The sequence below is a fragment of the Dactylosporangium sp. NPDC051541 genome, assembly GCF_044454505.1.
Lineage (GTDB): Bacteria > Actinomycetota > Actinomycetes > Mycobacteriales > Micromonosporaceae > Dactylosporangium.
In genome coordinates, this window is record NZ_JBITDU010000004.1 from 639,158 (window position 1) to 665,520 (window position 26,363).

Annotated in this window: 27 protein-coding genes; 14 read left to right on the forward strand and 13 right to left on the reverse strand. The window is 73.0% G+C overall.

What is annotated here, in order from left to right:
• Positions 1-28 precede the first annotated feature (28 nt).
• The gene (locus ACIA8L_RS22465) at positions 29-679 is read right to left on the reverse strand and encodes a hypothetical protein (protein ID WP_395907480.1); all 651 of its coding nucleotides are present in this window, start codon (positions 677-679) and stop codon (positions 29-31) included.
• A 271-nt stretch (positions 680-950) separates the two neighbouring features.
• Between ACIA8L_RS22465 and ACIA8L_RS22470 the strand changes: the two genes are divergently transcribed.
• Entirely contained in the window at positions 951-1,487 is a 537-nt protein-coding gene (locus tag ACIA8L_RS22470; protein WP_395907481.1) for an FBP domain-containing protein, read from the forward strand.
• 395 nt (positions 1,488-1,882) lie between these two features.
• Here ACIA8L_RS22470 and ACIA8L_RS22475 read toward each other — a convergent pair whose 3' ends face one another.
• Both ACIA8L_RS22475 and ACIA8L_RS22480 read right to left on the reverse strand, forming a co-directional pair.
• Positions 1,883-2,929, reverse strand: a complete 1,047-nt coding sequence (locus tag ACIA8L_RS22475; protein ID WP_395907483.1) for a helix-turn-helix transcriptional regulator — start codon at positions 2,927-2,929, stop codon at positions 1,883-1,885.
• 3 nt (positions 2,930-2,932) lie between these two features.
• Entirely contained in the window at positions 2,933-3,823 is an 891-nt protein-coding gene (locus ACIA8L_RS22480; protein ID WP_395907485.1) for an SDR family oxidoreductase, read from the reverse strand.
• A gap of 69 nt (positions 3,824-3,892) precedes the next feature.
• On the opposite strand from ACIA8L_RS22480, the gene ACIA8L_RS22485 reads away from it, so the two are divergent.
• The gene (locus tag ACIA8L_RS22485) at positions 3,893-4,768 is read left to right on the forward strand and encodes a fructosamine kinase family protein (protein WP_395907487.1); all 876 of its coding nucleotides are present in this window, start codon (positions 3,893-3,895) and stop codon (positions 4,766-4,768) included.
• Between the two features lie 216 nt (positions 4,769-4,984).
• Here ACIA8L_RS22485 and ACIA8L_RS22490 read toward each other — a convergent pair whose 3' ends face one another.
• Together ACIA8L_RS22490 and ACIA8L_RS22495 are read right to left on the reverse strand one after the other, a co-directional pair.
• Positions 4,985-5,356, reverse strand: coding sequence for a MerR family transcriptional regulator (locus ACIA8L_RS22490; protein WP_395907488.1), 372 nt, complete (start codon positions 5,354-5,356; stop codon positions 4,985-4,987).
• Positions 5,357-5,373: 17 nt separating this feature from the next.
• On the reverse strand, positions 5,374-6,453 hold the full coding sequence (locus ACIA8L_RS22495) for a 12-oxophytodienoate reductase (RefSeq protein ID WP_395907490.1): 1,080 nt from the start codon (positions 6,451-6,453) through the stop codon (positions 5,374-5,376).
• A 101-nt stretch (positions 6,454-6,554) separates the two neighbouring features.
• On the opposite strand from ACIA8L_RS22495, the gene ACIA8L_RS22500 reads away from it, so the two are divergent.
• A complete protein-coding gene (locus tag ACIA8L_RS22500; protein WP_395907491.1) occupies positions 6,555-7,049 on the forward strand; it encodes a hypothetical protein in 495 nt (164 codons plus the stop codon).
• Between the two features lie 539 nt (positions 7,050-7,588).
• On the opposite strand, the gene ACIA8L_RS22505 is transcribed toward ACIA8L_RS22500, so the two are convergent.
• Positions 7,589-8,131 carry a DUF6939 family protein gene (locus ACIA8L_RS22505; protein WP_395907493.1) on the reverse strand — a complete coding sequence of 181 codons (543 nt, stop codon included), beginning with the start codon at positions 8,129-8,131 and terminating at the stop codon, positions 7,589-7,591.
• A gap of 59 nt (positions 8,132-8,190) precedes the next feature.
• Between ACIA8L_RS22505 and ACIA8L_RS22510 the strand changes: the two genes are divergently transcribed.
• The gene (locus tag ACIA8L_RS22510; RefSeq protein WP_395907495.1) at positions 8,191-8,676 is read left to right on the forward strand and encodes an ATP-binding protein; all 486 of its coding nucleotides are present in this window, start codon (positions 8,191-8,193) and stop codon (positions 8,674-8,676) included.
• A 118-nt stretch (positions 8,677-8,794) separates the two neighbouring features.
• Positions 8,795-9,121: an STAS domain-containing protein gene (locus tag ACIA8L_RS22515; RefSeq protein ID WP_223093583.1), complete on the forward strand. Its 327-nt coding sequence runs from the start codon at positions 8,795-8,797 to the stop codon at positions 9,119-9,121.
• A 348-nt stretch (positions 9,122-9,469) separates the two neighbouring features.
• Here the strand turns inward: ACIA8L_RS22515 and ACIA8L_RS22520 are convergent, their stop codons facing one another.
• On the reverse strand, positions 9,470-10,588 hold the full coding sequence (locus ACIA8L_RS22520; protein WP_395907498.1) for an ROK family protein: 1,119 nt from the start codon (positions 10,586-10,588) through the stop codon (positions 9,470-9,472).
• 43 nt (positions 10,589-10,631) lie between these two features.
• Between ACIA8L_RS22520 and ACIA8L_RS22525 the strand changes: the two genes are divergently transcribed.
• Positions 10,632-11,879: an MFS transporter gene (locus ACIA8L_RS22525; RefSeq protein ID WP_395907500.1), complete on the forward strand. Its 1,248-nt coding sequence runs from the start codon at positions 10,632-10,634 to the stop codon at positions 11,877-11,879.
• 11 nt (positions 11,880-11,890) lie between these two features.
• Here ACIA8L_RS22525 and ACIA8L_RS22530 read toward each other — a convergent pair whose 3' ends face one another.
• Both ACIA8L_RS22530 and ACIA8L_RS22535 read right to left on the reverse strand, forming a co-directional pair.
• Positions 11,891-12,994 carry a hypothetical protein gene (locus ACIA8L_RS22530; protein ID WP_395907502.1) on the reverse strand — a complete coding sequence of 368 codons (1,104 nt, stop codon included), beginning with the start codon at positions 12,992-12,994 and terminating at the stop codon, positions 11,891-11,893.
• A 27-nt stretch (positions 12,995-13,021) separates the two neighbouring features.
• A complete protein-coding gene (locus ACIA8L_RS22535; protein WP_395907503.1) occupies positions 13,022-13,234 on the reverse strand; it encodes a hypothetical protein in 213 nt (70 codons plus the stop codon).
• Between the two features lie 174 nt (positions 13,235-13,408).
• Between ACIA8L_RS22535 and ACIA8L_RS22540 the strand changes: the two genes are divergently transcribed.
• The 4 genes from ACIA8L_RS22540 (at position 13,409) to ACIA8L_RS22555 (ending at position 17,843) form a co-directional block, all read left to right on the forward strand.
• Positions 13,409-13,612, forward strand: a complete 204-nt coding sequence (locus ACIA8L_RS22540; RefSeq protein ID WP_395907505.1) for a heavy-metal-associated domain-containing protein — start codon at positions 13,409-13,411, stop codon at positions 13,610-13,612.
• Between the two features lies 1 nt (position 13,613).
• The gene (locus tag ACIA8L_RS22545; protein WP_395907507.1) at positions 13,614-14,492 is read left to right on the forward strand and encodes a hypothetical protein; all 879 of its coding nucleotides are present in this window, start codon (positions 13,614-13,616) and stop codon (positions 14,490-14,492) included.
• Positions 14,493-14,527: 35 nt separating this feature from the next.
• Complete coding sequence (locus ACIA8L_RS22550; RefSeq protein WP_395908061.1) at positions 14,528-16,657, forward strand: heavy metal translocating P-type ATPase; 2,130 nt, start codon at positions 14,528-14,530, stop codon at positions 16,655-16,657.
• Positions 16,658-16,724: 67 nt separating this feature from the next.
• Positions 16,725-17,843, forward strand: coding sequence for a hypothetical protein (locus ACIA8L_RS22555; protein WP_395907509.1), 1,119 nt, complete (start codon positions 16,725-16,727; stop codon positions 17,841-17,843).
• Here the strand turns inward: ACIA8L_RS22555 and ACIA8L_RS22560 are convergent.
• Positions 17,737-18,756, reverse strand: a complete 1,020-nt coding sequence (locus ACIA8L_RS22560) for an AraC family transcriptional regulator (protein ID WP_395907510.1) — start codon at positions 18,754-18,756, stop codon at positions 17,737-17,739. The genes ACIA8L_RS22555 and ACIA8L_RS22560 overlap by 107 nt on opposite strands.
• Positions 18,757-18,827: 71 nt before the next feature.
• Here ACIA8L_RS22560 and ACIA8L_RS22565 point away from each other — a divergent pair, with 71 nt between their 5' ends.
• The gene (locus ACIA8L_RS22565) at positions 18,828-19,706 is read left to right on the forward strand and encodes an NADP-dependent oxidoreductase (protein ID WP_395907512.1); all 879 of its coding nucleotides are present in this window, start codon (positions 18,828-18,830) and stop codon (positions 19,704-19,706) included.
• Here ACIA8L_RS22565 and ACIA8L_RS22570 read toward each other — a convergent pair.
• Together ACIA8L_RS22570 and ACIA8L_RS22575 are read right to left on the reverse strand one after the other, a co-directional pair.
• Positions 19,690-20,607: an aminoglycoside phosphotransferase family protein gene (locus ACIA8L_RS22570; protein WP_395907514.1), complete on the reverse strand. Its 918-nt coding sequence runs from the start codon at positions 20,605-20,607 to the stop codon at positions 19,690-19,692. The two genes, ACIA8L_RS22565 and ACIA8L_RS22570, sit on opposite strands and share 17 nt — an antisense overlap.
• A complete protein-coding gene (locus ACIA8L_RS22575) occupies positions 20,604-22,487 on the reverse strand; it encodes a SpoIIE family protein phosphatase (RefSeq protein WP_395907516.1) in 1,884 nt (627 codons plus the stop codon). Before ACIA8L_RS22575 ends, ACIA8L_RS22570 begins: the two co-directional genes overlap by 4 nt.
• 67 nt (positions 22,488-22,554) lie before the next feature.
• Between ACIA8L_RS22575 and ACIA8L_RS22580 the strand changes: the two genes are divergently transcribed.
• The 3 genes from ACIA8L_RS22580 to ACIA8L_RS22590 all read left to right on the forward strand — a co-directional run bounded on the left by ACIA8L_RS22580 (position 22,555) and on the right by ACIA8L_RS22590 (position 24,644).
• Positions 22,555-23,250, forward strand: a complete 696-nt coding sequence (locus ACIA8L_RS22580) for a hypothetical protein (protein ID WP_395907518.1) — start codon at positions 22,555-22,557, stop codon at positions 23,248-23,250.
• Positions 23,251-23,268: 18 nt separating this feature from the next.
• The gene (locus ACIA8L_RS22585; protein ID WP_395907520.1) at positions 23,269-23,571 is read left to right on the forward strand and encodes a hypothetical protein; all 303 of its coding nucleotides are present in this window, start codon (positions 23,269-23,271) and stop codon (positions 23,569-23,571) included.
• 233 nt (positions 23,572-23,804) lie between these two features.
• Positions 23,805-24,644 carry an NUDIX domain-containing protein gene (locus ACIA8L_RS22590; RefSeq protein WP_395907522.1) on the forward strand — a complete coding sequence of 280 codons (840 nt, stop codon included), beginning with the start codon at positions 23,805-23,807 and terminating at the stop codon, positions 24,642-24,644.
• A gap of 78 nt (positions 24,645-24,722) precedes the next feature.
• Here the strand turns inward: ACIA8L_RS22590 and ACIA8L_RS22595 are convergent, their stop codons facing one another.
• Positions 24,723-26,363 (reverse strand): PQQ-binding-like beta-propeller repeat protein, encoded by a 1,641-nt coding sequence (locus ACIA8L_RS22595; RefSeq protein ID WP_395907524.1) that lies wholly within the window; start codon positions 26,361-26,363, stop codon positions 24,723-24,725.

Consider the following 26,363-nt stretch of genomic DNA (forward strand, 5'->3'; position numbering starts at 1 on the left):
TGCCCGGCCCGGCCGGTACGGGCCGGCCTCAGATTCGCTGCTCCACCTCTGCACGCGCCGCGATCAGTATCTTCGCCGCCTGCTTGACGTCGGCTCCGTAAATCGCGATCGCGCCGGCGGTTCCGTCGTCGATCCATGCGCAGATGCCCACCGGAATATCGCGTACGGACACGGTGCCGCATTTCGCGACACCGCCGAACGGACCCGGATCGGCCGATCGGATATCGGTCACGGTGCCGCCGATGGGAACGCTGAGCAACCGGTCGATACGGTCCGCCGATTTCATGAAGCCACCCTGAGAAGCGGCCAGAATGATGAAGTCTTTGCTGGACGACCCGTACACCGCGGCGACCATGGAGGCCGCGCCCATGGCATCGGTCAGGTCGCTCGCCCGCTTCGCATTGCCCTGTTGATAGGCGCTGTTGGTGTTCAAGGCGCGGCCCTGCAGGCTGTTCGGCTGGACCACGGTCAGATGTTGGGCGTCCATTTGCCGCTGGAAATCCGACTTGCCGAAAGCGGAGTGCACGATGATCACCAACAATACGAACCCGCCACAGAGGAACGGCAGCGCGGCGAGGGGAATGATGATGCAGCCGCCCGCGCTCGACGCCCGCATATCGCGTTCCCGTTTCGCACGTTCACGGTCGCGCATCTGATCATTGATCCAGTAGGCGGGCATGGTGACATTGAGTCATTTGCCGATGGACAAATCAAGGGGCAGAGATCGCTTCCTGACCGATCGGGGGGCCATCGTGCACCGATCGGGCTCGATGCGAGCGCATCCGGAGGTGGGCCGCGGTCCCTTGATCGGTCCGGTGTGGCGGTTCGGCGCCTGCCGGTATCGAAGACTCCGGCGGGCGCCCGCGTCGCCGCCGCCGGCCATCGCCGCGGGTCGGCCTAACGGGGTTATTGCTTTGCCTAAACCCTTTAGGGAGTCGTACCGTCGAAGCGTGGACCCCGTAACCGAACCCGACCTCCGCGCCGCCTTCGTCAACTGCTCCAAGGGCGAGGCGCAGCGCGCGTACATTCCCCGCGATCTCGCCGAGCGGCGCTGGGCCGACCTCGACTTCCTCGGCTGGCGCGACCCCGGCACCCTCGACCGCTCCTACCTCGCCGCCGTCCACGACGGGCGGCTGGTCACCGTGGCCCTGCGGGTCGCGCAGCAGCAGCGGAAGTTCCTGGCCCGGGGCATGTGCTCGCTGTGCCTGACCGTGCACCCGGGCAACGGCGTGTCGCTGATGACCGGGCGCCGCACGGGCAAGGCCGGGCGCAACGGGGACTCCGTCGGCGTGTACCTGTGCTCCGATCTGGACTGCTCGCTGTACATCCGCGGCATCCGGAAACCGAACACCGGCGGGCGGCTGGACGAGACGCTCACCGTCGACGAACAGGTCGCGCGCCTCACCGGCAAGCTGACCGCGTTCCTGGACCGCCTCACCGACCGGCCCGCCGATCGGGCCGCCGATCGGGCCGCCGTCGCTGAGTGATTCACAGGTTTCCTCAGGCTGGTCACAACTTCGCTCAGGCTCGTCACAACGAGCGGGCGGAGGCTGAGGTGTATGGCGATCGGGGAAGCATCGAAGGTCGTGCGCTGGTATGCGTACGCGGGCTGCCTGGCGGTCGTGCCATTCGTCGTGGCCGGGTTCCGGCTGCCCTGGTACGGCACGGCAGTTGTGCTCAGCGCGGGGTTCGCCGCCTGGGCTCTCCTCCTCACACTGATCCGGCCCGCCGCGGCCGCCCTCCCGCTCCCGGGCGTGTGGGCCGGGGCCGGGCTCCTCACCGTGTACGGCACGGTCCTGCTCCTGCTCCACGGCACCGTCAGCCCGGGCGGGCTCGCCGCCGCCGGATACGGCTGGGCCCTGCTGGTCGCGGCCCTGTCGTATCAGCGGCGATACAGCGCCGCGGTCCGTTCGGCCGCCGCGGCCAGCAGCGCGCGCAGCTCCGCCGGGGCGACCGCCTCGACCTCCGGACCCAGGGCCAGCAGCTGGCTGTACGCGACGGGGACCGACTCGGCCGGCAGCGCGACGGTGACCCAGCCGTCGGCGTCGGGCGGCCCGGCCCCGTCGACGGCCTCCCGGTAGGCGACCGCCTCGACCGCCCACCGGAGCGAGCGCAGCCCGGCCGGGCTCAGCCTGACCGTGACCGTCTCGGCGAGCATGGCCCGCTCGAACTCGGCCGCCCGCCGGGCCCAGAACGACGCCAGGTCGAACGCGTCGTCGCGCTCGAACCGCTCGTCGGTCACGGTCACGGAGCGGACCCGGTCCACGCGATAGGTCCGCGGCTCGGCTCCGACCGGCCCGGCACGGCCACGGCCTGAGTCGCGCCGGCCCGGCTCCGCGGTGTGCGAGCTTCGCAAGGTCGTTTCTTGAGGGCGGGCCACGAGGTACCAGACGGCGTTCTTGAGGACGAGGCCGAGCGGCTCGGCGGTGCGGATCACCTCGCCGCCGCGGCCCGCGTAGGTCAGCTCGACGGTGCGGTCCTCCCACACGGCCCGGGCCAGGGCGCTCAGGCCCGGCGGCGGCTCCGGGTCGCGAAACCAGCCGGGCGCGTCGAGGTGGAAGCGCTGCCGGTTCTGGGCCGCGGCCTCCCGCAGCGGCCTCGGCAGCGCCGCGGCGACCTTCAGCTCCGCGGCCGCCAGGGCCTCGCCGAGGCCCATGTCGCGGGCCGGCCCGGGCAACCCGGACAGGAACAGCGCCTCGGCCTCGGCCCGGCTCAACCCGTTGAGCCGCGTCCGGTACCCGTCCAGCAGCCGGTAGCCGCCGGCCCGGCCCTGCTCGGCGTAGACGGGCACGCCGGCCGCGGACAGGGCCAGGACGTCGCGGTAGATGGTGCGCTCGGAGACCTCGAGCTGCTCAGCGAGCTCGGCGGCGGTGCGTGACCCGCCGGACTGCAGCAGCAGCACGAGCGAGATGAGCCGGGAGACGCGCACCGGCTAACGGTAGTCCTCGGGCCGCTCGAAGCCCCCGGCCTCGTACCGCCAGAAGTCGGGCCTGCTCCCGTCGGCGTCGGTCAGGTCGTACGCCCGGGCGAGGTCGGCACTCGACAGCGACGCCCCGTTCCAGCGGGCCTTGTCCGGGTCGGCGGCGAGGGCGGCGACGCCACGCCCGACGTACACCGGCGACTCCGACATCGCGAAGTGCGGGTCCTTCGCCGCGCCGTCGCGCCAGGTCGCCTCGGTGACCCCGAAGTGCTCCAGCATCAGCTCGGAGCGCAGGAACCCGGGCGTCACCGACACGGCCGTCCCGCCGGCGGTCCTGAGCTCCTCGGCGAGCGCGAACGCCATCCGGTTCACCGACGCCTTCGCCAGGTCGTAGAAGAACGAGACCCGGTAGCGCTCCCGGTTGTACTCGGCGGTGCCGTCGGTCATCTCGACCACGAGCCCGCCGGGGTTGCGGGTCAGCAGCGGCAGGGCCGTGTGGCTGGTGATGATGTGCGTGTCGACGGCCAGGCGCAGCAGCCGCAGCCCGCGTTCGAGGTCGTCCTCCCAGAGCCGCTTGTCCCAGGCGAACATGCCCTCGGCGCCCCAGATGTCGTTGACGAGCACGTCGAGCCGCTGGTGTTCGCGGTCGATCCGCTCGACGACGGCCCGGACCTGCGCCGGATCGAGGTGGTCGGCCGGCACCGCGATCCCGGTGCCGCCGGCCGCGGTCACGAGCTCGGCGGTCTCCTCGATGGTCTCCGGCCGTCCGTACTCCGACTGCCGCTCCCGGGTGGTGCGGCCGGTGCAGTACACGGTGGCGCCGCGCACCCCGAGCTGCACGGCGATCTGCCGCCCGGCTCCGCGGGTGGCGCCGGCGACGAGCGCGATGATGGTTTCGGTCATGCCGGTGACGGTGCCAGGAAACCCTGACACGGTGCGTCAGACTTTCCGAAGCTTATTACATTTGCTTGCGTGGATGTACTGCGGCAGCGTCTGCGTGAAGCCGGAATGCCCGTGGCGGCGGTGACGGCCGCGACCGGCGGGGTGGTCGCGCTCGGTGGGGTGGTCCGCTTCGTGGACGGCTCGTCGCTGTTCGCCAAGACGCTCCCGGCCCCGATCCCCGACCTGTTCGAAACCGAGGCCGACGGCCTGCGGGCACTGCGCGACCTGGGCGGCGTGACCGTCCCCGACGTCTACGCGGTAACGCCCGCCCTCCTGGTCCTGTCCCGCCTGTTCGCCCGGCCGCACTCGACCGTGTTCTGGGAGCGGCTGGGCCGGATGCTGGCCGCGCTGCACCTGAGCACCCGCGACGCGGCCGCGGGCCGGTTCGGCTGGCATCAGGACGGCTACCTGGGCCGGCTGCGGCAGGACAACACGTGGGACGGCGACGGCCACCGCTTCTTCGCCGAACGCCGGGTGCTGCGCTGGCTCGGCGAGCCGGAGGCGGAGGCGGCGCTGACCCCGCTGGACCGGGTCGCGGTCGAACGGCTCTGCGCGGCGCTGCCCGAGCTCGTGCCGGCCCAGCCCGCGGTCCTGACGCACGGCGACCTGTGGACGGAGAACATTCTGGCCACCCCCGACGGCGCCCCGGCCCTGATCGACCCGGCGGTGTCGTTCGGCTGGGCGGAGACCGACCTGGCGATGCTTTGGGTCTCGCCCCGCCCGCTGGAGTCGGGCCGCTGCTTCGACGCCTACGAAGAGCTGGCGCCCCCGCGCCCGGGCTGGCGCGACCGCATGCGCCTGCTCTACGTCCGCGAACTGCTGAGCACCATCGCCCACGGCGACGACACCTGGGGCGCGGCCGCCATGCTCCGCGAGATCACCGCCCCGTTCCGCCGCGACCGGTAGCGCACCGCTCCGGCGCCGGCCCTCCCCCGCACCGCCACCGCGAGGCGGCGGTCCGCATCCGCCGGCCGGGCGGCCTGGGCAACGACGCCGAGCAGGGCCACGCGCAGTCGGGCGTGCAGGCGGTGCATGAGCCGGCTGCCGTGGCCCTGCCGGCCGCACGCGGGCACCGAGCGCGATCACCGCCAAGGGGAGGCGGTGCGGGTCAGGCCGCGCCGCTCAGGCGGCCGACGACGCCGGCAGCCGGTCCTCGGCGGCCAGGTCACCGAGAACCCCGTCGAGGGCGGCGACGGTACGGTCGAGGCGTTCGCGCTCGGCGACGATGCGCGCGCGCTCCGCTCGGAGCTTGTCGGTGAGCCAGGAGGTGCGGATCGAGGGGTCGCTCATGCAGGGCAGCAGCTCGTACATGCGGGCGCTGCTGATGCCGGCGTCGAAGAGGCGCTGGATGAGCCGGACCCGCTCGACCGCGGCGTCGGTGAAGACCCGCTGGCCGCTGGCGGTGCGCACGGAGATGAGCAGCTGCTGCTGCTCGTAGTAGCGGATCGACCGGGTGCTGACCCCGGTGCGGGCCGCGAGCTCACCGATCCGCATCGCGCAAGCGTACGCCCTCACGGATAGATGTCCTCGTGCCGCTTCTCGTAGCCGGTGATCGCGTCGAGGCGGCCGGCGGCGGCGTGTGCGACCCAGTCCGGGTTGGCCAGGAGGATGCGGCCGAGCGCGGCCAGGTCGAACTCGCCGGCCGTGATCCGGTCCGCGAGCCCGGCGATCGAGCCGGGCCCGGCGGGGTGCAGGAACTCGCGGGTGAGCCCGACCGAGCCGACGGTGATCGCGGGCAGGCCGGTGAGCCGCCGCGCCCAGCCGGCGAGGTTCAGGGCCGAGCCGTCGAACGCCGGCTCCCAGAAGCGCCGCTGCGAGGCGTGCAGCGCGGAGGCGCCCGCGTCAGCGAAGGCGCCCAGGATTTGCCCGAGCTCGTCCGGGCCGGCGGCGATGCGCGCGTCGAAGGCGCGCTCCTTGAACTGCGAGAACCGCACGATGACGGGCCGGTCGGCGGGGAATTGCGACCGCACGGCCCGCACGACCGCGGCCGGGAACGCGGCCCGCCCCCGGGGACTGCCACCGAACGCGTCGGTGCGCCGGTTCGTCAGCGGCCACAGGTACTCGTCGAGCAGGTATCCGTGCGCGGCGTGCACTTCGACGGCGTCGAACCCGGCACGCCCGGCGACCCGGGCCGCGTCGGCGTAGGCCTCCAGGAGCGTGTCGATGTCGGCGAGGGTCATCGCGTGGTTCGCGGGCCGGCCCGGCTCCCGGACCCCGGACGGCGTCCAGGCCTCGACGCCGTCGACCGGCTCGCGCAGGCTGCCGAGGTGCCACAGCTGCGCCGCGATCCGCCCGCCCGCCGCGTGCACCTCATCCACCACCCGCCGCCACCCGCTCCCGGCCGCCGCGGTCATGCGCGGCACGGTCGTCTCGTGCCCGGCGCTGGGGTGCCCGACCAGGACCCCTTCGGTGACGATGAGCCCGACCCCGGCCCGCCGCCGGTAGTAGGCGGCCACCTCGTCGGTCGGCACCCCGCCGGGCGATCGAAGCCGCGTCATCGGCGCCATCACGAACCGGTTGGCGAGCGGCATCCCGGCGAACGTGACCGGCTCCAGCAGCGTGTCGATAGCATCGGCGCAGATGACTGTCATGCCGCCACGCTAAGTGTTGACACCAGTGTCAAAGGCAAGCCCGAATCTCGCCGCCGAGGTGGACGAGCGCGGCGGGCGGTCCGGACCTATGCTGGAATTCGATGGCCGACAGCCTTGTCAGTCCCGACGACGACGTCATCATCGATCTGGACGCGGACGATCCCCGCCAGACGCCGACGCCGGACACCGCCGCGCGATCCGGGCCGTTCGGCGCGTTGCGGCTCCGGCCGCTGCGGAAACGGCCACGCACGGACGAGCCGCTGTGGGACGGGCCGTCGAGGGACGGGCCGTTGACGAGACGCCCGCTGATGGGCCGGCGCACGCCACTCGCCCGGATCGTCGTCATGCTCGGTCTGGCCCTGGCTGTGGGCATCCCGCAGTCCACGACCCCCACGCTGCTCAGCCGCGGCCGTCCGGTCCCCCTCCCCAGCTACTGCACCGGCGCCCCGATCCCCGGCGGCCGGCTGAACATCGTCCGCGACGACACGTACATCATCCTCGACGCCACCACGAACACCGTCGTCAGCACCGGCCGCTGCCCGCACGGCACCGGCACCCGCTCCAACACCGAAACCCGGACCAGCACCCGCAACTGAACCCGCCCGCCACCCGTGGTCGGCGCGAGGCGGTGGCGTCCGTGCGGTGCGGTGCGGTGCGGTGCGGTGCGGCTTGGCTCGCCCGGCGCGAGGCGGTGGCGTCCGTGCGGTGCGGCTCGGCTCGCCCGGCGTCAGGCGGCGGCGTCCGTGCGATGCGGCTCGGCTCGCCCGGCGCGAGGCGGTGGCGTCCGTGCGGTGCGGCTTGGCCCGGCCCGGCGTCAGGCGGCAGCGTCCGTGCGATGCGGTGCGGCTTGGCCCGGCCCGACGTGCGGCCGCGTCGAGGCGCAGCTCGCCCACACCGGCGTCGGCGTGCAGCCGCGTCGCGGCACGGCTTGCCCGGCTCGGCCCGGCGTGCGACCGCATCGCGGCGCAGCTCGCCCACACCGGCGTCGACGTGCGGCCGCGTCGCGGCACGGCTTACCCGGCCCGGCGTGCGACCGCATCGCGGCGCAGCTCGCCCACACCGGCGCCACCGCGATCGGATGGCTCGGCGGTCGCCTGTCGCGTTCGCCACGGTGCGATCCGAGCGGGCCACCAGGTCATCCGCCGGGCCACTCGTCGAGCAGGTGTAAGCGGATCAGGGCGGCGTGGGACAGGGGCGTGGCGAGGTTGGTCACGTCGCCGTTCGTCGTGTAGTCCAGGAGGGTCACCGGGGCGGCGGTGGCCAGGTGGCGGAGCTGGGCCAGCTCGGCCGTCAGGTGGTTGTCGAGGACGTGGCGATAGGCGGGCAGGTAGATGCGGCGGCGGGCGGTTTCGTAGTCCAGGAGGTCCGGGGAGTCGAAGCCGGCACGGTGGCCCCGCTGCGGACCGTAGCGGCGGATGGTGCGCTTGAGGCCGCTCATGCGGGTCGTGTCGAGCAGAGCGCGGTCGACGTCGGCGGTCTCGAAGACCTTCAGCGCCTGCCAGATCACCTCCACGGACATGGCGGTGACGCCGGGGCTGAGCGGGACCGGGATGCCGCCGTGGGGATAGAACGGGCTGAAACGCACCCACGGGTGTGGGCCGCGGGAGGTGACGTCGACGACCGCGTCGGTGGTGCTCTTCGCGGACTTGCTGTTGTGGTGCACGACCCGGATCTCCATGCCCCGCATTCTGCCCGTGAGGTACGACAGTTTTCGGTTCGCGCCTCGTGGGTACGCCGGTGGACGCGACGAAGGAGGAAGATGTGCCGCAGCACGACATGCGTCTGCAGTTTTCGCTCGAACTGCCGCGCGACGCCGCACTGGTGCGCGACGCCCGGCGGACGCTTGACGGGGCCCTCGCCGGCGCCGGCGTGACCGAGGAGTGCCGCGACGACATCAGGCTCGCGCTCACCGAGGCGTGCGGGAACGTGGTCTCGCACGCCAATCTCGCCAGCGGCTACCACATCGACGTCACCGTCGATGAGGGCGAGTGCGTGATCGAGGTCACCGACGACGGCGGCGGGTTCGATCCGAACCGGGTGCCGCCCGTGGAGCCGGTGACGCCCGGCGACGAGCCCGGGCACCTCAAGGAGAGCGGGCGAGGCCTGCAGGTTCTCGCCGCGGTGGTGGAACGGCTGGATGTGGTGTCGGTCGAGGACACCGGCACGCTGGTCCGCTTCAGCAAACACCTGACGTGGGACCCGGACAAGCAGCGGGAACCGTGAGTGAACGGACACCCGAGCCCGTCCGGACGAGAGTAATCCGCCGTTCGGACGTATGCTTGCCCGGACGAACGGCTAGATGTACAACCAGTGCACAAACAGACGAAGGGGCGGGACGCCGATGCAGGTCACCTCGACGGTCGAGGGTTCGCGCGCCGTGGTCACGGCGAGTGGTGAGCTGGATGTCGCCACCGCCCCCGAGCTGCGTGCCTACCTGCACAAGATCGTGGACGAGGGCGCGTCGACGCTGATCGTGGACCTGAGCGACGTCGGATTCCTCGACTCGACGACCCTGGGTGTGCTCATCAGCGTGCACAAGCGCCTGGCCGAGGCCGGCGGCGTGGTGGAGCTCGTCATCCCGCACGCCCGCCTGCTGCGCATCTTCCAGATCACCGGCCTCGACCGCGTGTTCACGATCCACAGCTCGCTGACCGCCGCCGCCCAGTAAGCGCCGGCCGCGAATACCAGCACCAAAGACCCACCGGCCGCACACGCGCGGACGGCGGCGCGCACCGCAACCGGTAGCCGCCGCCGGCCGCCGCGTGGCGACCGACGCGGGAGGCCACAGCACACGGGCAACACACGCGCGGGCAGCGACACGCGCACACCCACGTGCAGGCTGCCGCATACCGCCGCGTGGCCACGGACGAACGCCGCCCGCCGCGTGGCGACCGACGCGGGAGGCAACAGCACACGGGCAACACACGCGCGGGCAGCGACACGCGCACACCACGTGCAGGCTGCCGCATACCGCCGCGTGGCGACGGACGCACAGCAGCCGCACCGAGCGGCGTCGTCAGGCGTGATCGTGGGCGGCGGCCGGCCGGTCCAGCGAGGGCCGGCCGTAGGCGGCGTTGAGCACCTGCATCGCCGCCCCCGCCGCGATCACGTCGCCGCCCAGCGCCGACACGGACACCGAGACCGTGAGCCAGTCGGCGCGGGGCACCTCGAGACGTACCGCCGCCGAAATCGCCGGAACGTAGACGTCGCGATGCCGCAGCAGATCTGCACCGGCCAGGACCACGTGCCCAACGTCGGTGGTCTGCAGCAGGTTCACCACCCCGGCGCCGAGCAGCCGGGCCGCGTGCGCCACGTCCCCGCGGGCCACCGCCGCGTCGTGCAGCACCTCCAGGCAGCCGCGCCGCCCGCACACGCACCCGGGCCCGTCGAACTGGATGACGGTGTGCCCGAACTCGCCGGCGTTCGTGTGCGCACCGCGATAGGCGGCCCCGCCGAGCCAAAGCCCCGCACCGATGCCGGACTCGACCATGATGAGGACCCCGTCGCGGAAGTCGCCCCCGCGGCGCCAGGCTTCGGCGGTGACTCCCGCCGTCACGTCTTTGTCCAGGTGTACAGCCAGGTCGAGGCGTCTCGCGGCCAACTCCCGCAACGGCACGTCGTGCCAGTGCCGGAGCCGGTGGGCGTCGCGCACGATCCCGTTGGCGTGGTCGAGCGGCCCGACCATGCCCAGTCCCAGCCCCAGAATACGCGCCGGGTCGACCGGGCAGTCCCGCAGCAGCACGCTGCGTCCCGAGTCGACCGCGCTCAGCAACTCGTCGGGCGTGAAGTCGGCCGGCAGCGGCTCCCGGGCGCGGCCCAGCACCGTGCCGAGCAGATCGGTGAGCACCAGCCGCACCCCGGTCCGGGCGACGTGCACGCCGATCGCGAACCGGCTCGCGGCCACGATCCGATAGATGGTCGCCGGTTTGCCGACCCCGCGGCGGCGCACCCCGGCCGGCTCGATCAGCCCGTCCCCGGTCAGCCGCGCGAGCACCTTCGAGACGGCCTGCGGGGTGAGCCCGGTGGCGCCCGCGACCGCCGCCCGGTCGAACTCCGGCAGTGTGCGGGCGAGCCCGACGACGAGCGCGTCGTTGTATCCGCGCAAGTAGCCGAGTCCGGCCCCGGGCGTGTCCACGGCCACAAGTCTATAACGCAACAGCGTTGCTAAACTGGCGCGCATGGAGGACCTCACCGCGGCTCGCCGCTGGACCGCGCTGCTGGCCCTGTCCCTGGGCGGCTTCGGCATCGGCCTGACCGAGTTCGTGGCCATGGGCCTGCTGCCCGACATCTCCCAAGATTTACTGCCGCGGTTGTACTCCCAGTCACCCGAGAAAGCAGTGGCGCACGGCGGGTGGATGATCACCGCGTATGCACTCGGCGTCGTCGTAGGCGCACCCACGATCGCGGCTCTCACTGCGCGGCTCCCACGAAAGACACTGGTTGTCGGGCTGCTCGGGCTCTTCACAGCCGGTACCGTCGCATCAGCTGTCGCTCCTGGCTTTTCCCTTGTGCTGGTGGCGCGCTTCGTGGCGGCACTCCCCCACGGCGCCTACTTCGGCGCGGCCGGACTCCTGGCGGCCGCCATCCTCGGCCCGGGCAGCCAGGCCAAGGGCTTCGCCGCGGTGCTCGGTGGCCTCACCGCCGCCAACGTCTTCGGCGTCCCGCTGATCACCCGGCTGGGGCAGGCCGCGGGCTGGCGGGCGGCGTACCTCGCGATCGCCGCCATGTTCGCCCTGACCTTGCTCTTCGTCGCCGCGACCGTGCCGCACCAGCCCGCCGACCCGTCCGGCTCGCCCCGCGCCGAGCTGCGCGCGTTCCGCAGCCCGCAGGTGTGGCTGGTCGCGGTCACGGCGGCGGTCGGCTTCGGCGGCTTCTTCGCCATCGACAGCTACATCGCGCCGGTGACCACGCAGGTGGCCGGCCTGGGCGCGGGCGCCGTGCCGTGGGTCCTGGTCGCGGTCGGCCTGGGCATGACCGTCGGCAACGCGCTGGGCGGCTGGGCCTCGGACCGCGACCTGCGCCGCAGCCTCCTGTCCGGCTTCGTCATCTTCATCGTCAGCATGGCCGCCTTCGCCCTGCTCGCCCAGAACCGCTACACCCTGTTCCTGGGCGCCTTCTTCCTGGGCGCCGCCGGCCTGTTCCTGGGCCCGGCGATGCAGTCCCGCCTGATCGGCGTGGCCCCGGGCGCCCAGCTCATGGGCGCGGCGGTGAGCCAGTCCTCGATGAACATCGCCAACAGCCTTGGCGCGGCCCTTGGCGGCCTGGTGATCGCCGCCGGCTGGGGCTACATCGCCCCGAGCTGGGTCGGTGTGGGCCTGGGCGCGGTGGGCCTGGTGCTGGCGCTGGCGAGCTTCACGCTGGAGTCCCGCAAGTCCCGCCGCTCGGCCGAAACCCTTGCGCAGCCCGATTTGCAGCCCACCCGCTGACGCAACCGGGTTCAGCGGGGGCGGTAGTTGACCTGCTGGGTTGGGCGGAACGGGCCCAGTACGAGGCCGCGGCTGCGGCCGCCGCGGACGGCGAACTGGGTGCCCGGGCGCAGGGCCACGCCGAAGATGCGGACCGGGCGGCGGACCTCGTACAGCGGGGAGAACGGCGGCTCGAAGTAGCAGGTGTCGCCGACCTGGGGCACGTGGTACCACAGGTCGCCGGTCTGCAGCGCGGCCTCGATCTGGGCCTGGATCGCGAGGGTGGCGGCGGGGTTGGGGTCGGTGCGCCACATCTCGTTGAGGGCGTGGTGTGCGCCCGGGTCGCGTTTCCAGCGGACCAGGGTCGCCCGGTCGGTCATGCACCACACGTCGAAGCGGGGGCCGGCCAGTAACGACGGCATCGCCGCCAGCTGGCCCACCTTGAACCACAGTTCCAGGGCCTGTTTGAGGTTCTGCTCGATGAGCTCGTGCAGCCCCGGGTGGTGGCGGCCGGTGCGCAGGCCCGCGGCGTAGTCGGCCGCGGCCGAGGCCGCGGCCAGGTCCTGGCGGACCCGGTTGACCAGGGATTCGTACTGCGGTGGCACGCCCACGCGGACCAGGGCGTGCACGGCCACCTCGGCGTGTTCGCGGACCGGGGCCACGGCGGCCTGCAGGGCGGTCAGGTGCTCGGGCGGGCAGACGTTCACCTCGGCCCACGCGGGCAGCGGCGCGGGCAGGACCGTGTGCATCGCGATGTCGTACTCCGGGTTGGCCCGGGCCTGCCGCGCCCGGGACACCCAGTCGCCGACCGCGTGCAGCCAGGCCGCGGCCTGGTCGTAGGTCACCGGTGGCACGAAGCCGGCCGTCGCCGGGCTGGCCTCGTAGTCCGCGTCCAGGAACCGCTCGCCGAGCGTCTGCAGCACGAACGCGTTCCAGGCGGCCAGGAGCTGGCTCGAGGCCGCCGGCGGCGCCGTCCACAGGGAGGGCAGCTGCTGGCGGAGTTCGTCGGCGGCGAGGATCTCGTCGTAGGCGACCCGGCCGGCCGCGCGCAGCGCCTCCAGGTAGGCGGTGTCCCGCTCCCCGGCCAGGTTCGCGCGCAGGCGCGTCAGGAAGCCTGGCTGCTGCGGATCGGACACCCCAACAACGTAACGCCTGGCATCCAGTCAGCCGGCCCGTGTGATCGGCGCCTCGACCTCGCTGAGCTCGCCCATGTCGACCCCGGCCTGCGCGAGCAGCTCCGCGACCCGGCCGATGGTCAGAAAGTCGACGACGTTGTCGTGGTGCACCAGCCGGTACCACCGCGAACCGCTCGTATGTCTGACGACCTCGACGCGCCAGTCGCCCGCGACCGTCTGCATGGCGCCGATGACCTTCACGAAAGTGAGGCTAACCCGGGGTATGACCAGCACAAAGGCTAGATCCACAAGTACAACGGTGTAATTCGTTCGCGAGTGCCGGGTGACGCAGGTCGCTTGACGTCGATACCCCCAGGGGGTTTATTGTGGCGTAGGCTGGTACCCCCAGGGGGTAGTTGGGACAAGGGAGTGGCGATGCTGACGACATACACGGTGACCGGGATGACCTGCGAACACTGCGTGAACGCGGTGACCGGGGAGCTGCGGGCGCTCGACGGGGTCTCGGACGTCCGGATCGACCTGCCGACCGGGGCCGTGACCGTGACCAGCGACCGGCCGCTCGACGTCGAGTCGGTGCGGGCCGCCGTCGACGAGGCCGGCTACGCCCTGACGGCCTGACGTGTTCACCGTCCGCGACTCCCGGCTCAAGCTCGGCGCGTTCGCGGCCGGGCTGGCGGTGGTGTTCACGGCCGCCTACGGCGCCGGGCACCTGGCCGGGCCGGTCGCACCCGCCGCACCGGCTCCGGCTCACGGGGACATGGGCGGCCACGATGACGACCAGGACACACACGGCGAGAGCGGGCATCCGCCGGCCGGGCTGCAGGTCGCCGAGGCCGGATACCGGCTGGTGCCGCTGGCCGACACGCTGCGGGACGGTGCCGCGTTCCGGTTCCGCATCGACGGGCCGGACGGGCGGCCGGCGACCGCGTACACGCCCGCGCACGACAAGGAGCTGCACCTCATCGTGGTGCGGCGGGACCTGAGCGGGTTCCAGCACCTCCATCCGAGCCGCGGCCCCGACGGGGTGTGGAGCGCGCCGGTGCGGGTGGCCGGGCCCGGGCCGTACCGGGCGTTCGCGGACTTCGTCCCGGCCGGGCGCGCCGAGGGGCTCACGCTCGGCGTCGACGTCAATGTGGCCGGCGACTACCAGCCGGTACCGCTGCCGGCTGCTGAGCGTAGAGCTGACGTTGACGGTGGGTATACCGTCAGCCTCGAAGGAAACCTGCGGGCCGGTTCCGGGTCTAGTCTCGGGCTGCGGATCGCCAAGGGTGGGGTGCCGGTGACGGATCTCGAGCCGTATCTCGGCGCCTACGGGCATTTGGTGGCGCTCCGCGAGGGCGACCTGGCCTACCTGCACGTGCACCCCGAGGCAGGACCGGCCGGGCCGGAGGTGCGGTTCACGGCCGAGGTGCCGTCGGCCGGGCGCTACCGGCTCTATCTGGACTTTCAGCACGGCGGAGTGGTGCACACCGCCGAGTTCACCGTGGAGGGGAGGTGACGACCGTGCAGCGGATCGAACTGTCGATCGGGGGCATGACCTGCGCCTCGTGCGCGATGCGGATCGAGAAGAAGCTCAACCGCATGGACGGGGTCACCGCCACCGTCAACTACGCCACCGAGACGGCCACCGTGCAGTACCCGGCGACCGTCAGCAGTGGTGACCTCGTCGCCACGGTGGAGAAGACCGGGTACACCGCGGCCGTGGCGGCCCGGGCCGAGCAGCCGCGGGACGAGCTGGACACGCTGCGGCTGCGGCTGCTCATCACGGCCGTGCTCGCCGTGCCGGTGATTGTGCTGGCGATGGTGCCCGCGTGGCAGTTCACGTCCTGGCAGTGGGCCTCGCTGACCCTCGCGGCACCCGTCGTGGTCTACGGCGGCTGGCCGTTCCACCGCGCCGCGTTCGTCAACCTCCGGCACGCCGCCGCCACCATGGACACGCTGGTTTCGGTGGGTACGCTCGCCGCGTTCGGATGGTCCCTGTGGGCACTGTTCTTCGGGACGGCCGGCGAGCCGGGCATGACCCACCCGTTCACGTTCGCCATCGAACGCACGGACGGCAGCGGCGACATCTACCTCGAAGCGGCCGCCGGCGTGACGCTGTTCCTGCTCACCGGGCGCTACTTCGAGGCCCGGGCCAAGCGGCGGGCCGGCTCGGCGCTGCGGATGGTGCTCGAGCTCGGTGCCAAGGACGTCGCCGTGCTGCGGGACGGGCGCGAACAGCGGGAGCCGGTCGCGCGGCTGCGGGCCGGCGACCGGTTCGTGGTCCGGCCCGGCGAGAAGATCGCCACCGACGGCGTCGTCGAGGAGGGCAGCTCGGCCGTCGACCTGAGCCTGCTCACCGGCGAGTCCGTGCCGGTCGAGGTCGGGCCGGGCGCGGCGGTGACCGGGGCGACGGTCAACGTCGGTGGGCGCCTCGTCGTGCGGGCCACCCGGGTCGGCGCCGACACCCAGCTGGCCCGGATGGCCGAGCTCGTCCGGCAGGCCCAGAGCGGCAAGGCGGCCGTACAACGGCTGGCGGACCGCATTTCCGGTGTGTTCGTGCCGGTGGTGATCGCGCTCGCCGTGGCGACACTGGGTTTCCGGTTAGGAGCCGGCGGGGGTACTGCCGCCGCCTTCACGGCCGCCGTCGCCGTCCTCATCATCGCCTGCCCGTGCGCACTCGGGCTGGCCACACCGACGGCGCTGCTGGTCGGCACCGGGCGGGGCGCGCAGCTGGGCGTCCTCATCAAGGGCCCCGAGGCCCTCGAACACACCCGGCGGGTCGACACGATCGTGCTGGACAAGACCGGGACCGTGACCACCGGCCGGCTCGCGCTCATCGAGGTCACGGCCGCGACCGGCGAGGACGCCGACGAGGTGCTGCGGGTCGCGGCGGCCGTCGAGCACGCGTCCGAGCATCCGGTCGGGCGGGCGGTGGCCCGGGCCGCGGCCGAGCGCGGGCTGCCGGCGACGGACGTGACCGGGTTCGCGAACGTGCCCGGGCTGGGCGTGCTCGGCACCGTCGAGGGGCGCTCCGTGCTCGTCGGGCGGGCGGAGCTGCTGCGATCGCACGGTGTCGGCACGGACCTCGAGGGCATCCTCGTCGCCTGGGGCGGGCGGGTGCGGGGCACGCTGCGGGTCGAGGACGCGGTGAAGCCGGGCAGCGCTCAGGCGGTACACCGGCTGCGGGGGCTCGGTCTGGCGCCGATCCTGCTGACCGGGGACGCGCCCGAGGTCGCGCGGGCCGTCGCGGCCGAGGTCGGCATCGACGACGTCGTCGCCGGGGTGCGGCCCGAGGGCAAGGTCGCCGCGGTGCGGGAACTGCAGGCCAAGGGGCGGGTCGTGGCCATGGTCGGGGACGGGGTCAACGACGCCGCGGCGCTGGCACAGGCCGATCTGGGGATCGCCATGGGCACGGGCACCGACGTGGCCATCGAAGCGGCCGACTTGACGCTCGTGCGGGCGGATCTGCTGGCCGCCGTCGACGCGATCCGGCTGGCGCGGGCGACCCACCGTACGATCCGGGGCAACTTGTTCTGGGCGTTCGCCTACAACGTCGTCGGGCTGCCGGTCGCGGCGCTGGGGCTGCTCAACCCGATGCTCGCGGGCGCGGCGATGGCGTTGTCGTCGGTGTTCGTGGTGGCCAACAGTCTGCGGCTGCGGGCGTTCCGGTCGGTCGGCTGACCTCACTGCTGACCGGCGTTTGTGCTGGTCAGGCGTTTTTGTCGTACCCCCGGAGTAGGTTGCTGGCATGTCGAGTCGCCTGGATGTCACCGCGCCGGTCCGCCTGCTGGCCGAGGCCGCCGCGCTGATCGTTCGCCTGCTCACGGCCCGGTCGCCGCAGCCCGTGCACGCGGCCGTGCTGGTCCGGGGTGACGGTGACGAGGTCGCGCTGACCGCCACGGACGGGATGCTGACCGCGCGGGTGTCGGTGCCGGCGACCGTGCACACGCCCGGGGACGTCCTGGTGTCGCGGCGGGGGCTGGCCGACACCGTGTCGGGGCTGCCGTCGCCGGAGGCCCGGCTGGTGGCTGAGGGGGCGCGGCTGGCGGTGAAGGTGCCGGGTGGCCGGTTCGCGCTGCCGGTGCTCGGGGACGCCTGGCCGTCGGTGACCGCGCTGCCGGACGAGACGTTGCGGGTCGACGGGGCGCTGGTGCGCACCGCCGCGACGGCGGTCGCGGGTGCGGCATCGCGGGAGCACGCGCTGCCGATCTTCACCGGGGTGCGGGTGCGGGGCTCCGGTGCCGGGCTGTCGCTGCTGGCCACCGACCGATACCGGCTGGCGGCTTCCAGCGTTCCGTTGGCTTCCTGCTCTTCCCCGGCACCGTTTGCGGCGCTCGTGCCGGCTTCACTGCTCGCGCGGATCGGGCCGGTGCTCGGGCGGGCCGGGAGCGTGGGGGTGCATGTCGGCGGGGACGTGTTCGGGCTGTCGTGGGCGGGCGGGAGCGTGGTGACGCCGACGTTGGGCGACGCCTACCCGGACGCGCAGTTCGAGCGGCTGCTCGAGGTTGCACCGGAGTGCGTGGTGGAGCTGGAGGCGGACGCGTTGCGGGCGGCGGCCGAGCGCGCCGGGGCCTACGCGGGCGAGCACGGGCGGGTCACGTTGCAGACCATCGAGGGGGCGGTGCTGGTGCGGGCGGCCGACCCGCTGCGCGGCGAGTCGGAGGAGGCGGTCAAGGCGGTGGTGCGGTCGGGCCAGGCGGTCCGGGCCTATCAGGCTCGGCTGCTCGCGGATGCGTTGCAGGCGTTCTCCGGGGAGGTGGTCAGCTTGGGGATTCAGGGTGGGCTGCGGGCGACGGAGGTTCGCTCGGGCGGTTCGGAGCTGCGATACCTGATCGTGCCGATGCGGGCGCCCGACCAGCAGCCGTGACCGGCGGTGCGAGCTTGTGGAGGCGCCGCTCGACTGGGTTCAGCGTTGTCGAGGTGGTGCGGAAGCGACCGGGGGCGGTGCCGGTGTGGCGTTTGAAGGCGGCGGCGAAGGCGAACTCTGACGCGTAGCCGACCCTCCTCGCGACCACGCGCAACGGGGCGTCTGACTCGCGGAGGAGTTTGGCGGCCAGCGTCAGGCGCCACCACGTCAGGTAGGCCTGTGGCGGCACCCCGGTCAGGGTTGTGAAGCGTCTCGCCAGCGCCGAGCGGGACACGCCGCCCTCGCGGGCCAGCGTCGCCACCGTCCATGGTGCCTCCGGGCTTCGATGGATGGCCTCCAGGGCGGCTCGGACGGTGGGGTCGCCGAGCGCGCCGGGCTGCTCCGCCTTCTCGAACCAGGCCCGCAGCGTGTGCAGGAACAGCAGGTCCAGCAACGCGGTGACGCCGATGCCGTCCGGTTGGGCGCCGTGCCGCAGCTCCTCCAGCAGCAGTTCGACCACGCGCTGCACGGATGGGGTGGCGGACAGGTGCACCAACGCTGGGACCTGGTGCAGGAGGGGGTGGGTGCGCAGGTCGCCCAGCTCATACGCGCCGCAGACGACCAAGGTCGGCTGGGAAACGTCCAGGCCGGCGCGTTCGGCCGCGGGTGTGCACGGCTGCAGTGGGGTGGTCGGGGAGTCGGCCAGGGCGTGCCCGTGGCCGTCCGACAGGAGCAGCACATCGCCCGCCCCGAGCCGCACTCCCGGCGCGCCCGAGTCGGGTAGCAGCCAGGCCGCGCCGCGCACGACCACCTGGATGCCGACCGCGCCCGGGACCGCCGCGAAACGCTGGCCGAACGGCGGCGTCCAGGACAGGGCACTGGCTACCGGGCGGCCGGTGCGCAGGGCGGTCACGGCGTCGCTGAGTACGTCCATCGAGACGCGATCGTATGCGGGCGGGACGCCTGAGCATGGGCCGGGACCGGCGCGGCTTCTACGGTCGACGGGTGAAGGCGATACGCATCCATTCGTACGGTGACGCGTCCGTGCTCCGGCTCGACGACATTCCGGTTCCCGTGCCGGCGGCCGGGCAGGTGCTCGTCAAGGTGGCCGGTACCTCGTTCAACCCCTCCGAGGTCGGGCTGCGCAACGGGTGGCTCCGTGGTGTGTTCGAGCTGGCGCTGCCCTACACGCCGGGGTGGGACCTGGCCGGGACCGTCGTGCACGGGGCCGGGAACCTCGCCGCCGGGCAGGCGGTGGTCGGGCGGGTCGACGGGGGTGCGGCGGCCGAGTACGCGGTGGCCGATCCGGCGCTGCTCGTCCCCGCGCCGGTCAGTGTGCCACTGGCGCATGCGGCGGCGCTGCCGGTCGCGGGGGTCACGGCCTGGCAGGCGCTGTTCGAGCACACCGGGCGGGACCTGCGGGGGGCGGAGCTGTTCGTGAACGGGGCCGGTGGCGGGATCGGCGGGTTCGCGGTGCAGCTGGGCCGCCGGGCGGGGGCGCGGGTCACGGCCACGGCCAGTGCTCGCAGTGCCGACACGGTGCGGCGGTTCGGGGCCGCGGCCGTGCACGACTACAGCCTCGGGCTCCCCGACGCGCGCTTCGACGTCGTGCTCAACCTCGTGCCGACCGGCGATGACCTGGCCGCGCTCGTGCGGCCCGGCGGTGTCCTGGTCTCGGTGACGAACCCGTTCCCGGCGCCGGCCGTGCACTTCGTCGTGCGCAACCGTCCGGCCGACCTCGCCCAGCTGGTGGCGCTCGTCGACGGCGGTGCGCTCGACCTCGACATCGCGGGCGTGCGGGGGCTGGCCGAGCTCCCGGCGGTACACCTGGAGGCTGAAGCGGGAACGTTGCGCGGGAAGACGATCGTCACGCCCGGCGGCTGACCTGTGGCCACAGCAGCTGGGCGACGTCGAGGGCGCGGCTGTCCGGGGCGCGCTCGTCGCCCGGGTGCCACGCCTCGACCGACCACACGTCGGACAGGACGGCCTTCACGAAACCCCACGCGACCAGGCGGTCCAGCGGCTGGCCGGTGAGGTCGGCGAGCTGCTCCAGGCGGGCCGGCACCAGGGCCAGCAGGGCCGGGTCGCGGTTGTCGGGGTCGGGGTTGAACAGCCACGAGCCGATCTCGTAGCCGGGGTCGCCGCTCACGCCGTGCGGGTCGATCGCGAGCCACGGTGCCCGGTCCGCCGACAGCAGGTTGTCGTGGTGCAGGTCGCCGTGCAGCAGCACCCGGGCCGGGGCCGACGCGCACAGCTCCCGCATCAGCCCGCCCGCGGTCACGACCAGGTCGGCCGGGAGCGGGCCGCCGCCGTCCGGGAACCGGGCCAGGTACTCGTCGAACGCGTCCGCCTGCCCCACCAGGTCCGGCAGCACGTCACCGGGGCGGTGCAGGTCCCGCATCGCCCCGGCCAGGGCCGCGGTCGCCTCGACGTCCGGCACGTCCCGGGCCCGTACACCGGGAACGGCCCGCTCCAGCAGCAGGGCGCCGCGGTCGAGATCCGACCGCCGCAGGTGTACTGCCCCCTGCCCGCCGAACGCCGCGAGCGCCCGGGACTCCTCGCGCAGTGAGTCGCCCTCCGGCACGCCGAGCTTGAGGACGCCGGGGGCGCCGTCGGCGGTGGTGACCGCGGTGACGTAGTGGAACGTCAGGTCGAACGGCGCGCCGACGGTCAGCTCCCAGTCCGCGGCGATCCGGTCCAGCGTCTCGGGCAGGGTCGCCAGCCAGCGGGTGCCGGCCTCGCCCCACACCGACGTCACATGGCGGCGCAGCGTCGGCGGGATCACGTGTGCGGCAGGGCGACGAGGGCCAGCACGTGCCGGGCCGGGCTGCCGGGCGGGGCCACGAGCGTGAGCTCCGTGCCGTGCGCCCGGTGCCGGGCCACGACCGCGTGCAGCGCCGCGACACCCGCACTGGCCAGGTGCGTCACTGCCGAAAGATCAGCCCGCAGCGGTACTGTACCGCCGCGCGACCGATACAGGAGTTCGTGCTGCAGCCGCCCGGCGGTCGCGGCGTCGACCGGGCCGGCGATGACGACGCCAGCCTCCTGCTCACTGTCCACGATGGACAAATCCGCTGACTCCCTCGGTGGGTGGATCGGCCCGGGCACGGCGTGTGCGAGCAGGGCCGCGGGGCGGGTGACGTGGTGGCGGAGCGTTGCGACGGTACCGTCGGCGGACCGGTCGAGGCGCAGATCGTCGACGAGCTGCGTCGAGAGGGCCAGGCCCCGCCCGCGCTCGGAGACCCGCCGCGGCTCCCGCCAGGGACCCGGGCCGGCGACCGTGACCTCGGCGGTGCCGGTGGGGGCGAGGCGGGCTCCGACGTCGACGGTACCCCCGGAAGGAGCGTGCTCGACCGCGTTCGTCGCCAGCTCCCCCACGGCGTGCTGCAGCGCGAACGCGTCCTCGTCGGTCACGCCGATCGCCTCCAGCCAGGCGCCGAACGTCTTGCGCAGCGCGCCGAGGCGGGTCAGGTCGGCCGGGAAGCGGGTGTGCATCGACTCGGCCGCCGCGGTGCGCTCGGCCGCGAGGAGCGTGATGTCGTCGGCGTATCCGGTGCCCCGCACGAGCAGCTCGACCGTCTGCGTGCAGGCCCGCTCGGCCGGGGTCGCCTCGGGCGCGTGCAGGGCCCGGCCGGCGACGGAGTCGGCCGCGACCCGGGCCAGCTCCTCGGACGCCTCGACGACCGTGCGGCCGGGGCGTTCGATGATGCCGTCGGAGTACAACAGCAGCACGTCGCCCTCCCCCAGGACGGCGCTCGCCTCGGGCAGCCCGCCGCTCGTGCCGAGGGGGCCCGCGCCGGACGGGGTCAGGAAGCGCGGTTCACCCGCGGCCGTGACGAGCAGCGGGGGCGGGTGGCCGGCCGTGCAGTAGGCGACGGTACCCGTGGAGGTGTCCAGGACCGCGACGCACACGGTCGCGGCCCGGGCCGCGGGCACCCGGCGGGCGAACCGGTCGGCCGCCGCGAGGGCCTGCGCCGGTCCGGCGCCGTCGTCGAGGCGGTCCTGGAGCACGGCCCGCAGCTGGCCCATCACCCCGGACGCGGTCACGCCGTGCCCGACGACGTCGCCGACGACCAGCGCGAGGGTGCCGTCCACGCGCGGTATCGCGTCGAACCAGTCGCCGCCGGCCGCCGTGTCCGCGCCGGCCAGCAGGTAGCTGGCGGCCACCCGGGCCCTCGGCAGCAGCGGCAGGCCGCGGGGCAGCAAAGCCTGTTGGAGCGTATCGACGATGTCGCGCGCGTGGAGGTACCGCTGCCGAATCTCCTCGGTCTGTCGCTCGGCCTCCAGTCGCGCCTCGACGATGCCGGTGACGTCGGTGCCGCCGCCGATCACGCCGCGGACCGTGCCGTCCGGCTCCAGCCACGGTGAGATGCTGAAATCGGCGAACAACTCCCGGATCGTGCCGTCGGGCAGCGTGATGTGCGCCCGCCACTGCTGACCGGTGACGGGGATGCCCGTGCGGTAGACCTGCTCGTAGAGGTCGACCCAGCCCTGCCCGGCCAGGTCGGCGAGGGCCTCGCGCAGCGGACGGCCGGCCACCTCCCGGTCGCCGAGCATCAGGCGCGTCACCCGGCTGACGTCGACGATCCGCAGCTGCGAGCCCTCGGCGACGAGCAGGATCAGGGGCGCCTGCTCGACGGCCGAGCGGAGCGGGTCGGCGTCCATGCACCCCATCCTGTCAGGCGTACGTCAGACAACGGACGCCGACCGGTCCGGGCCCCATGATGGGCTCATGTTCGGACGCTTCCGGCAGCAGCCCGGCGACCTCGGCCCGCCCGACCTGTTCGCGCTGCCGCCCGTGCCCGTCGGCCACCCGCAGGGCCTGGCCGCGGTGCCGCCCGACCTGCTGGGCGCGTACCTCCGCCACCCCGTCGACTCGATCGGCCCCCTGGACCTGCTCGGCCCGGAAGCGACCGGTTTCCTGGGCAACGCCATCCGCAAACGGATGCGGGAACGGGGCGTCGCCGGCCCGGCCCTGGAGCCGGGTGAGCTGGTCCCCGGCCAGCACGCGGCCCGGATCGCGCGGATGCGGGCCCAGGGCATGAGCGAGGAGCAGATCGAGCAGGTCCAGGCGACGGTCGCGGCCAAGGCGGCCGAGCGGCAGGCGGCCGGCTGGACCGTGCGGTTCGCCGACGACACGTCCGCGTCGGTGCTCCCCCAGCCGCACGGCGGCGACGGGACCGGTTTCCAGACGATGCGCGACCGCTTCCGGCGGCAGTACACCCGGACCGAGTCGGAGGACCTGTTCTCGTTCGCGGTGACGCCGGTACGCAACACGCCCTACGAGTCCTACCACGACGGCGGCGCCCTGACCGCCGGCGGCCGCGCGCACGACGTGGCCGTGCAGTCGGCGGGCCTGCACTCCAGCCACTTCGTGGAGATCCTGGCCGGGCTGGCCGCGGTGACGCTGCGGGTGCTGGGAAGCTGACCGTTAGGCTGGTTCCCCGTGGAAGATCACGACTTCGGGCCGGCCGGGCCGTATGAGATAGGCTCGGCTTCGTGGCCGGGGCTGGCCAAACTGGCCGAGGAGGCCGGCGAGCTGATCCAGATCCTGGCGAAGGTGGTCGGGGCGTCGGGGCGGTCGCAGTATTACGACGGCACGGACCTTCGGGCCCGGCTCATCGAGGAGTGCGGCGATGTGATGGCGGCGCTCACGTTCTTCACCTCGGTCAACGGGTTGACCGAGGCGGTCGCGGAGCGGGCCTCTTCGAAGCTGGCGCTGTTCGCACGGTGGCACGCCGAGGGATGATCTCTTCGGGCGTTTGAGCGCGGTGGTGGCATGGTGCGACGCTGACTCGGGCCGAACACCCTGATCGAGGCCACATAGCGCAACGATCACTTGACCGCGCTTGGGGCACGATATGTCGGGCGCTTTGCGCCGCGACATATCGGATTTATACCCCGACGGGGGATATGTCTGGTTGCAGGGCTTTGACCTGCGGGAATGCGTTTTTTGTCGTACCCGTCCGGCATGATGCGGCCATGCTGCTCCCCTTGCTGCTGCGCTCCTGGGGTCCCGAAACCTGCGACCCGATCGACCTGGCCGACTGGCACCCCGGCAACCCGTCCCGCGGTCAGTGCGGCGTGACCGCCATGATCGTCCGCGAGGTCCTGGGCGGTGACCTGCTCCTCGGCCGGGTCACGTCCGGCGGCACCCCGACCGGCCACCACTACTGGAACCGTCTGCCCGACGGCTCCGAGCTCGACCTGACCCGCGACCAGTTCCGCCCCGGTGAGCTGGTCGGCCTCGGCACCGCCGTGCCACCGCCCGACGGCCCGCCGAGCCGCTGCCGGGGCCAGCTCGCGATCCTCCGGCACCGGGTCATGACCGGGCTCGGCCGGCTGACGGCGCCCGATCCGGCCGGACCACCCCTCCGGCTGGCAATGGCCCTGCTGGTGGACCCGGCCGGTGCGGTACTGCTCCGTCGCCGCTCCCCCACCACCGCGTTCGAACCCGGCCAGTGGGCGTTGCCGGTCGCCCGCATCCAGCCCGGCGACGACGGCTCCCTCACCGAGCAGCGCGGCCTGACGGAGGAGGCCGCGCGGCGGGCACTGGCGGAGGAGGCCGGCATCGAATACACCGACCGGCTCCACCATCACTGGCGCGGCACCCTGCCCGACGTCACCGGCCGCACCCCGCACGTCGAGGTGACCGTGCTGGCCGGACGCCACGACCTGGAGGACGCCGGGATCCTCGCCGACGACCTGTCCGCGACCGACCTGTCTCCCACGGCGGCGGTGGCGCTGCAGGCGCTGATCAAGAGCAGCCGGGCCAGTCCGGTCCGAGCCGAGACGGCGGCTCGGCGGGTTGCTCCGGCTTGAGATTTCTTTCGAATTGGCCGGCCTGGCGTGAACCGAAAGGGGGGTTCGTTCCGATGAAGGTGTGTGGGGAGGTGCTGATTATGGAGTTACTGCGACCAGGCCGGTGTAGTCGTGCACGGCGAAGACGTGGCCGGCCGCCACGGCGAGCATGCCGGGGAGGCCGGGGCCTAGGGTGGTCTCGCTGAGGCGGTGGCCGTCCCTCGCCGACAGGACTAGGAGGGCGGACTGCTCGCCCAGGGCGGCGGTGCCTTGGTTCTCGGCGGTGCCTTGGTTCTCGGCGGTGCATTCATTCGCGGTGGCGCCTCGGTCGGCGGCGGTGCCTTGATTCTGGGCCGCGCTGGAGTTGCAGGCCGGGCGGGGGCTTTGGGTGGTGCTCGGGTTGTCGGCACTGGTCCGGGTGTCGGCGGTGCTGGGGTGCTCGCTTGTGCTTTGGTTCTCGGCGGTGTCCTGGTGCTCGGCGGTGCCGGGGCTTGCGGCGGTGCTGGGGTTCTCGGACTGGCTGTGGTTCTTGGTGGTGCTGTGATGGAGGAGGACCATGCCGTCGGCGATTACGGGCGGGTGGACTGGGGCGGCGCCGATTGGGGCTTCCCAGCGGAGGTGGCCGTCGGTGGGGTCCAAGGCTAGGAGGTGGTCGGAGGACGTGACGTACACGGAGGTGGGGTCTACCGCGACGGTGTCGTAGGTGCGGTCGGTGCGGCACCAGCGGATCGTGCCGTCGGTGAGGTCGCGGGCGCAGAGCTGGCCTTTGGCGGTGCGCGCGCCGGCGCTGTCGTCGGTCGCGGTGCCGTTGAGACTGCCGGTGCCGGTGCCGGTGCCAGTGCCGCCGCTGGTGCCGGTTGTAGTGGCGATGGTGGTCTGTTCGGTGATGGCCTGCTCGGAGGCAGTGGTGTACGCGGCGGTGGAGTTGGCTGCGGCGCCGGGGACGTCGTGGACGTTGGCTGCGCTGGTGGCGGTGGTGGTCTGCGCGGCGGTGTACACAGCGGTGGTGGTCTGGGCGGCGGTGGTGGTCTGCGCGGCGGTGGAGGTGGGTGCGGTGTTGGGCTGGGTGCTTGAGGTGGTGGCTGTGTAGACGGTGGTGGTGTCGGCGGCGGTGGATTGGAGGTTGCCGTTGCCGGTTGCGTGCCAGGCTTCGGCGCCTGTGGTGGCTTCTAGCGCGGTTAGGCGCCAGCCGGGTGGGGTTGCGTTCGCTTCCCGAACGTTGAAGGTGGGAGTGGCGACGGTCGGCATGGCGAAGGTGGGAGTGGCGAAGGTGGGAGTGGCGACCGTGTGGGTGGCGACGGCGGGCATGGCGAACGTGGGAGTGGCAACGGTGGGAGTGGCGACAGCAGGGGTGGCGTCGGTGGGGGGTTGGACGGCTGGGGTTGTGGTTGGCCAGAGGACTCTTGTTTTGGTGATCGTGGGGCGGTCGAAGGTGGCGTCGCCGTCGATGGAGTGGTGCCAGGTTGGGGTGCCGGTGGCGGTTGAGTAGGAGTGGATTTCGGAGGTGGCGCAGGTGTACTTGCAGTGTTGGCCCGTTGTGGTCAGGACCTGGCCGTTGGCTGTTGCTGTGTTGTCGCCCGTGTTTGCCCCCGGGATTTTTCGCGTCCAGCGGGCTTCGCCGGTCAGGGTTAGGGCTCTTAGTTCGCCCTGGCCGTACTTGTCGAAGAAGATGGCGTAAATGGTGTTGCCGTCGCTTACCGGTTGGCCTATCCAGAAAGCTGCTTGGGCGGACGGGGCCAA

Bases quoted from the DNA above. Each gene is read 5' to 3' on its own strand.
- ACIA8L_RS22465 (WP_395907480.1), bottom strand. From the start codon at position 679: ATGCCCGCCTACTGGATCAATGATCAGATGCGCGACCGTGAACGTGCG.
- ACIA8L_RS22480 (WP_395907485.1), bottom strand. From the start codon at position 3,823: ATGACCGAAACCATCATCGCGCTCGTCGCCGGCGCCACCCGCGGAGCC.
- ACIA8L_RS22490 (WP_395907488.1), bottom strand. From the start codon at position 5,356: ATGCGGATCGGTGAGCTCGCGGCCCGCACCGGGGTCAGCACCCGGTCG.
- ACIA8L_RS22495 (WP_395907490.1), bottom strand. From the start codon at position 6,453: ATGACAGTCATCTGCGCCGATGCTATCGACACGCTGCTGGAGCCGGTC.
- ACIA8L_RS22500 (WP_395907491.1), top strand. From the start codon at position 6,555: ATGGCCGACAGCCTTGTCAGTCCCGACGACGACGTCATCATCGATCTG.
- ACIA8L_RS22505 (WP_395907493.1), bottom strand. From the start codon at position 8,131: ATGGAGATCCGGGTCGTGCACCACAACAGCAAGTCCGCGAAGAGCACC.
- ACIA8L_RS22515 (WP_223093583.1), top strand. From the start codon at position 8,795: ATGCAGGTCACCTCGACGGTCGAGGGTTCGCGCGCCGTGGTCACGGCG.
- ACIA8L_RS22525 (WP_395907500.1), top strand. From the start codon at position 10,632: ATGGAGGACCTCACCGCGGCTCGCCGCTGGACCGCGCTGCTGGCCCTG.
- ACIA8L_RS22540 (WP_395907505.1), top strand. From the start codon at position 13,409: ATGCTGACGACATACACGGTGACCGGGATGACCTGCGAACACTGCGTG.
- ACIA8L_RS22550 (WP_395908061.1), top strand. From the start codon at position 14,528: ATGACCTGCGCCTCGTGCGCGATGCGGATCGAGAAGAAGCTCAACCGC.
- ACIA8L_RS22555 (WP_395907509.1), top strand. From the start codon at position 16,725: ATGTCGAGTCGCCTGGATGTCACCGCGCCGGTCCGCCTGCTGGCCGAG.
- ACIA8L_RS22560 (WP_395907510.1), bottom strand. From the start codon at position 18,756: ATGGACGTACTCAGCGACGCCGTGACCGCCCTGCGCACCGGCCGCCCG.
- ACIA8L_RS22575 (WP_395907516.1), bottom strand. From the start codon at position 22,487: ATGGACGCCGACCCGCTCCGCTCGGCCGTCGAGCAGGCGCCCCTGATC.
- ACIA8L_RS22580 (WP_395907518.1), top strand. From the start codon at position 22,555: ATGTTCGGACGCTTCCGGCAGCAGCCCGGCGACCTCGGCCCGCCCGAC.
- ACIA8L_RS22590 (WP_395907522.1), top strand. From the start codon at position 23,805: ATGCTGCTCCCCTTGCTGCTGCGCTCCTGGGGTCCCGAAACCTGCGAC.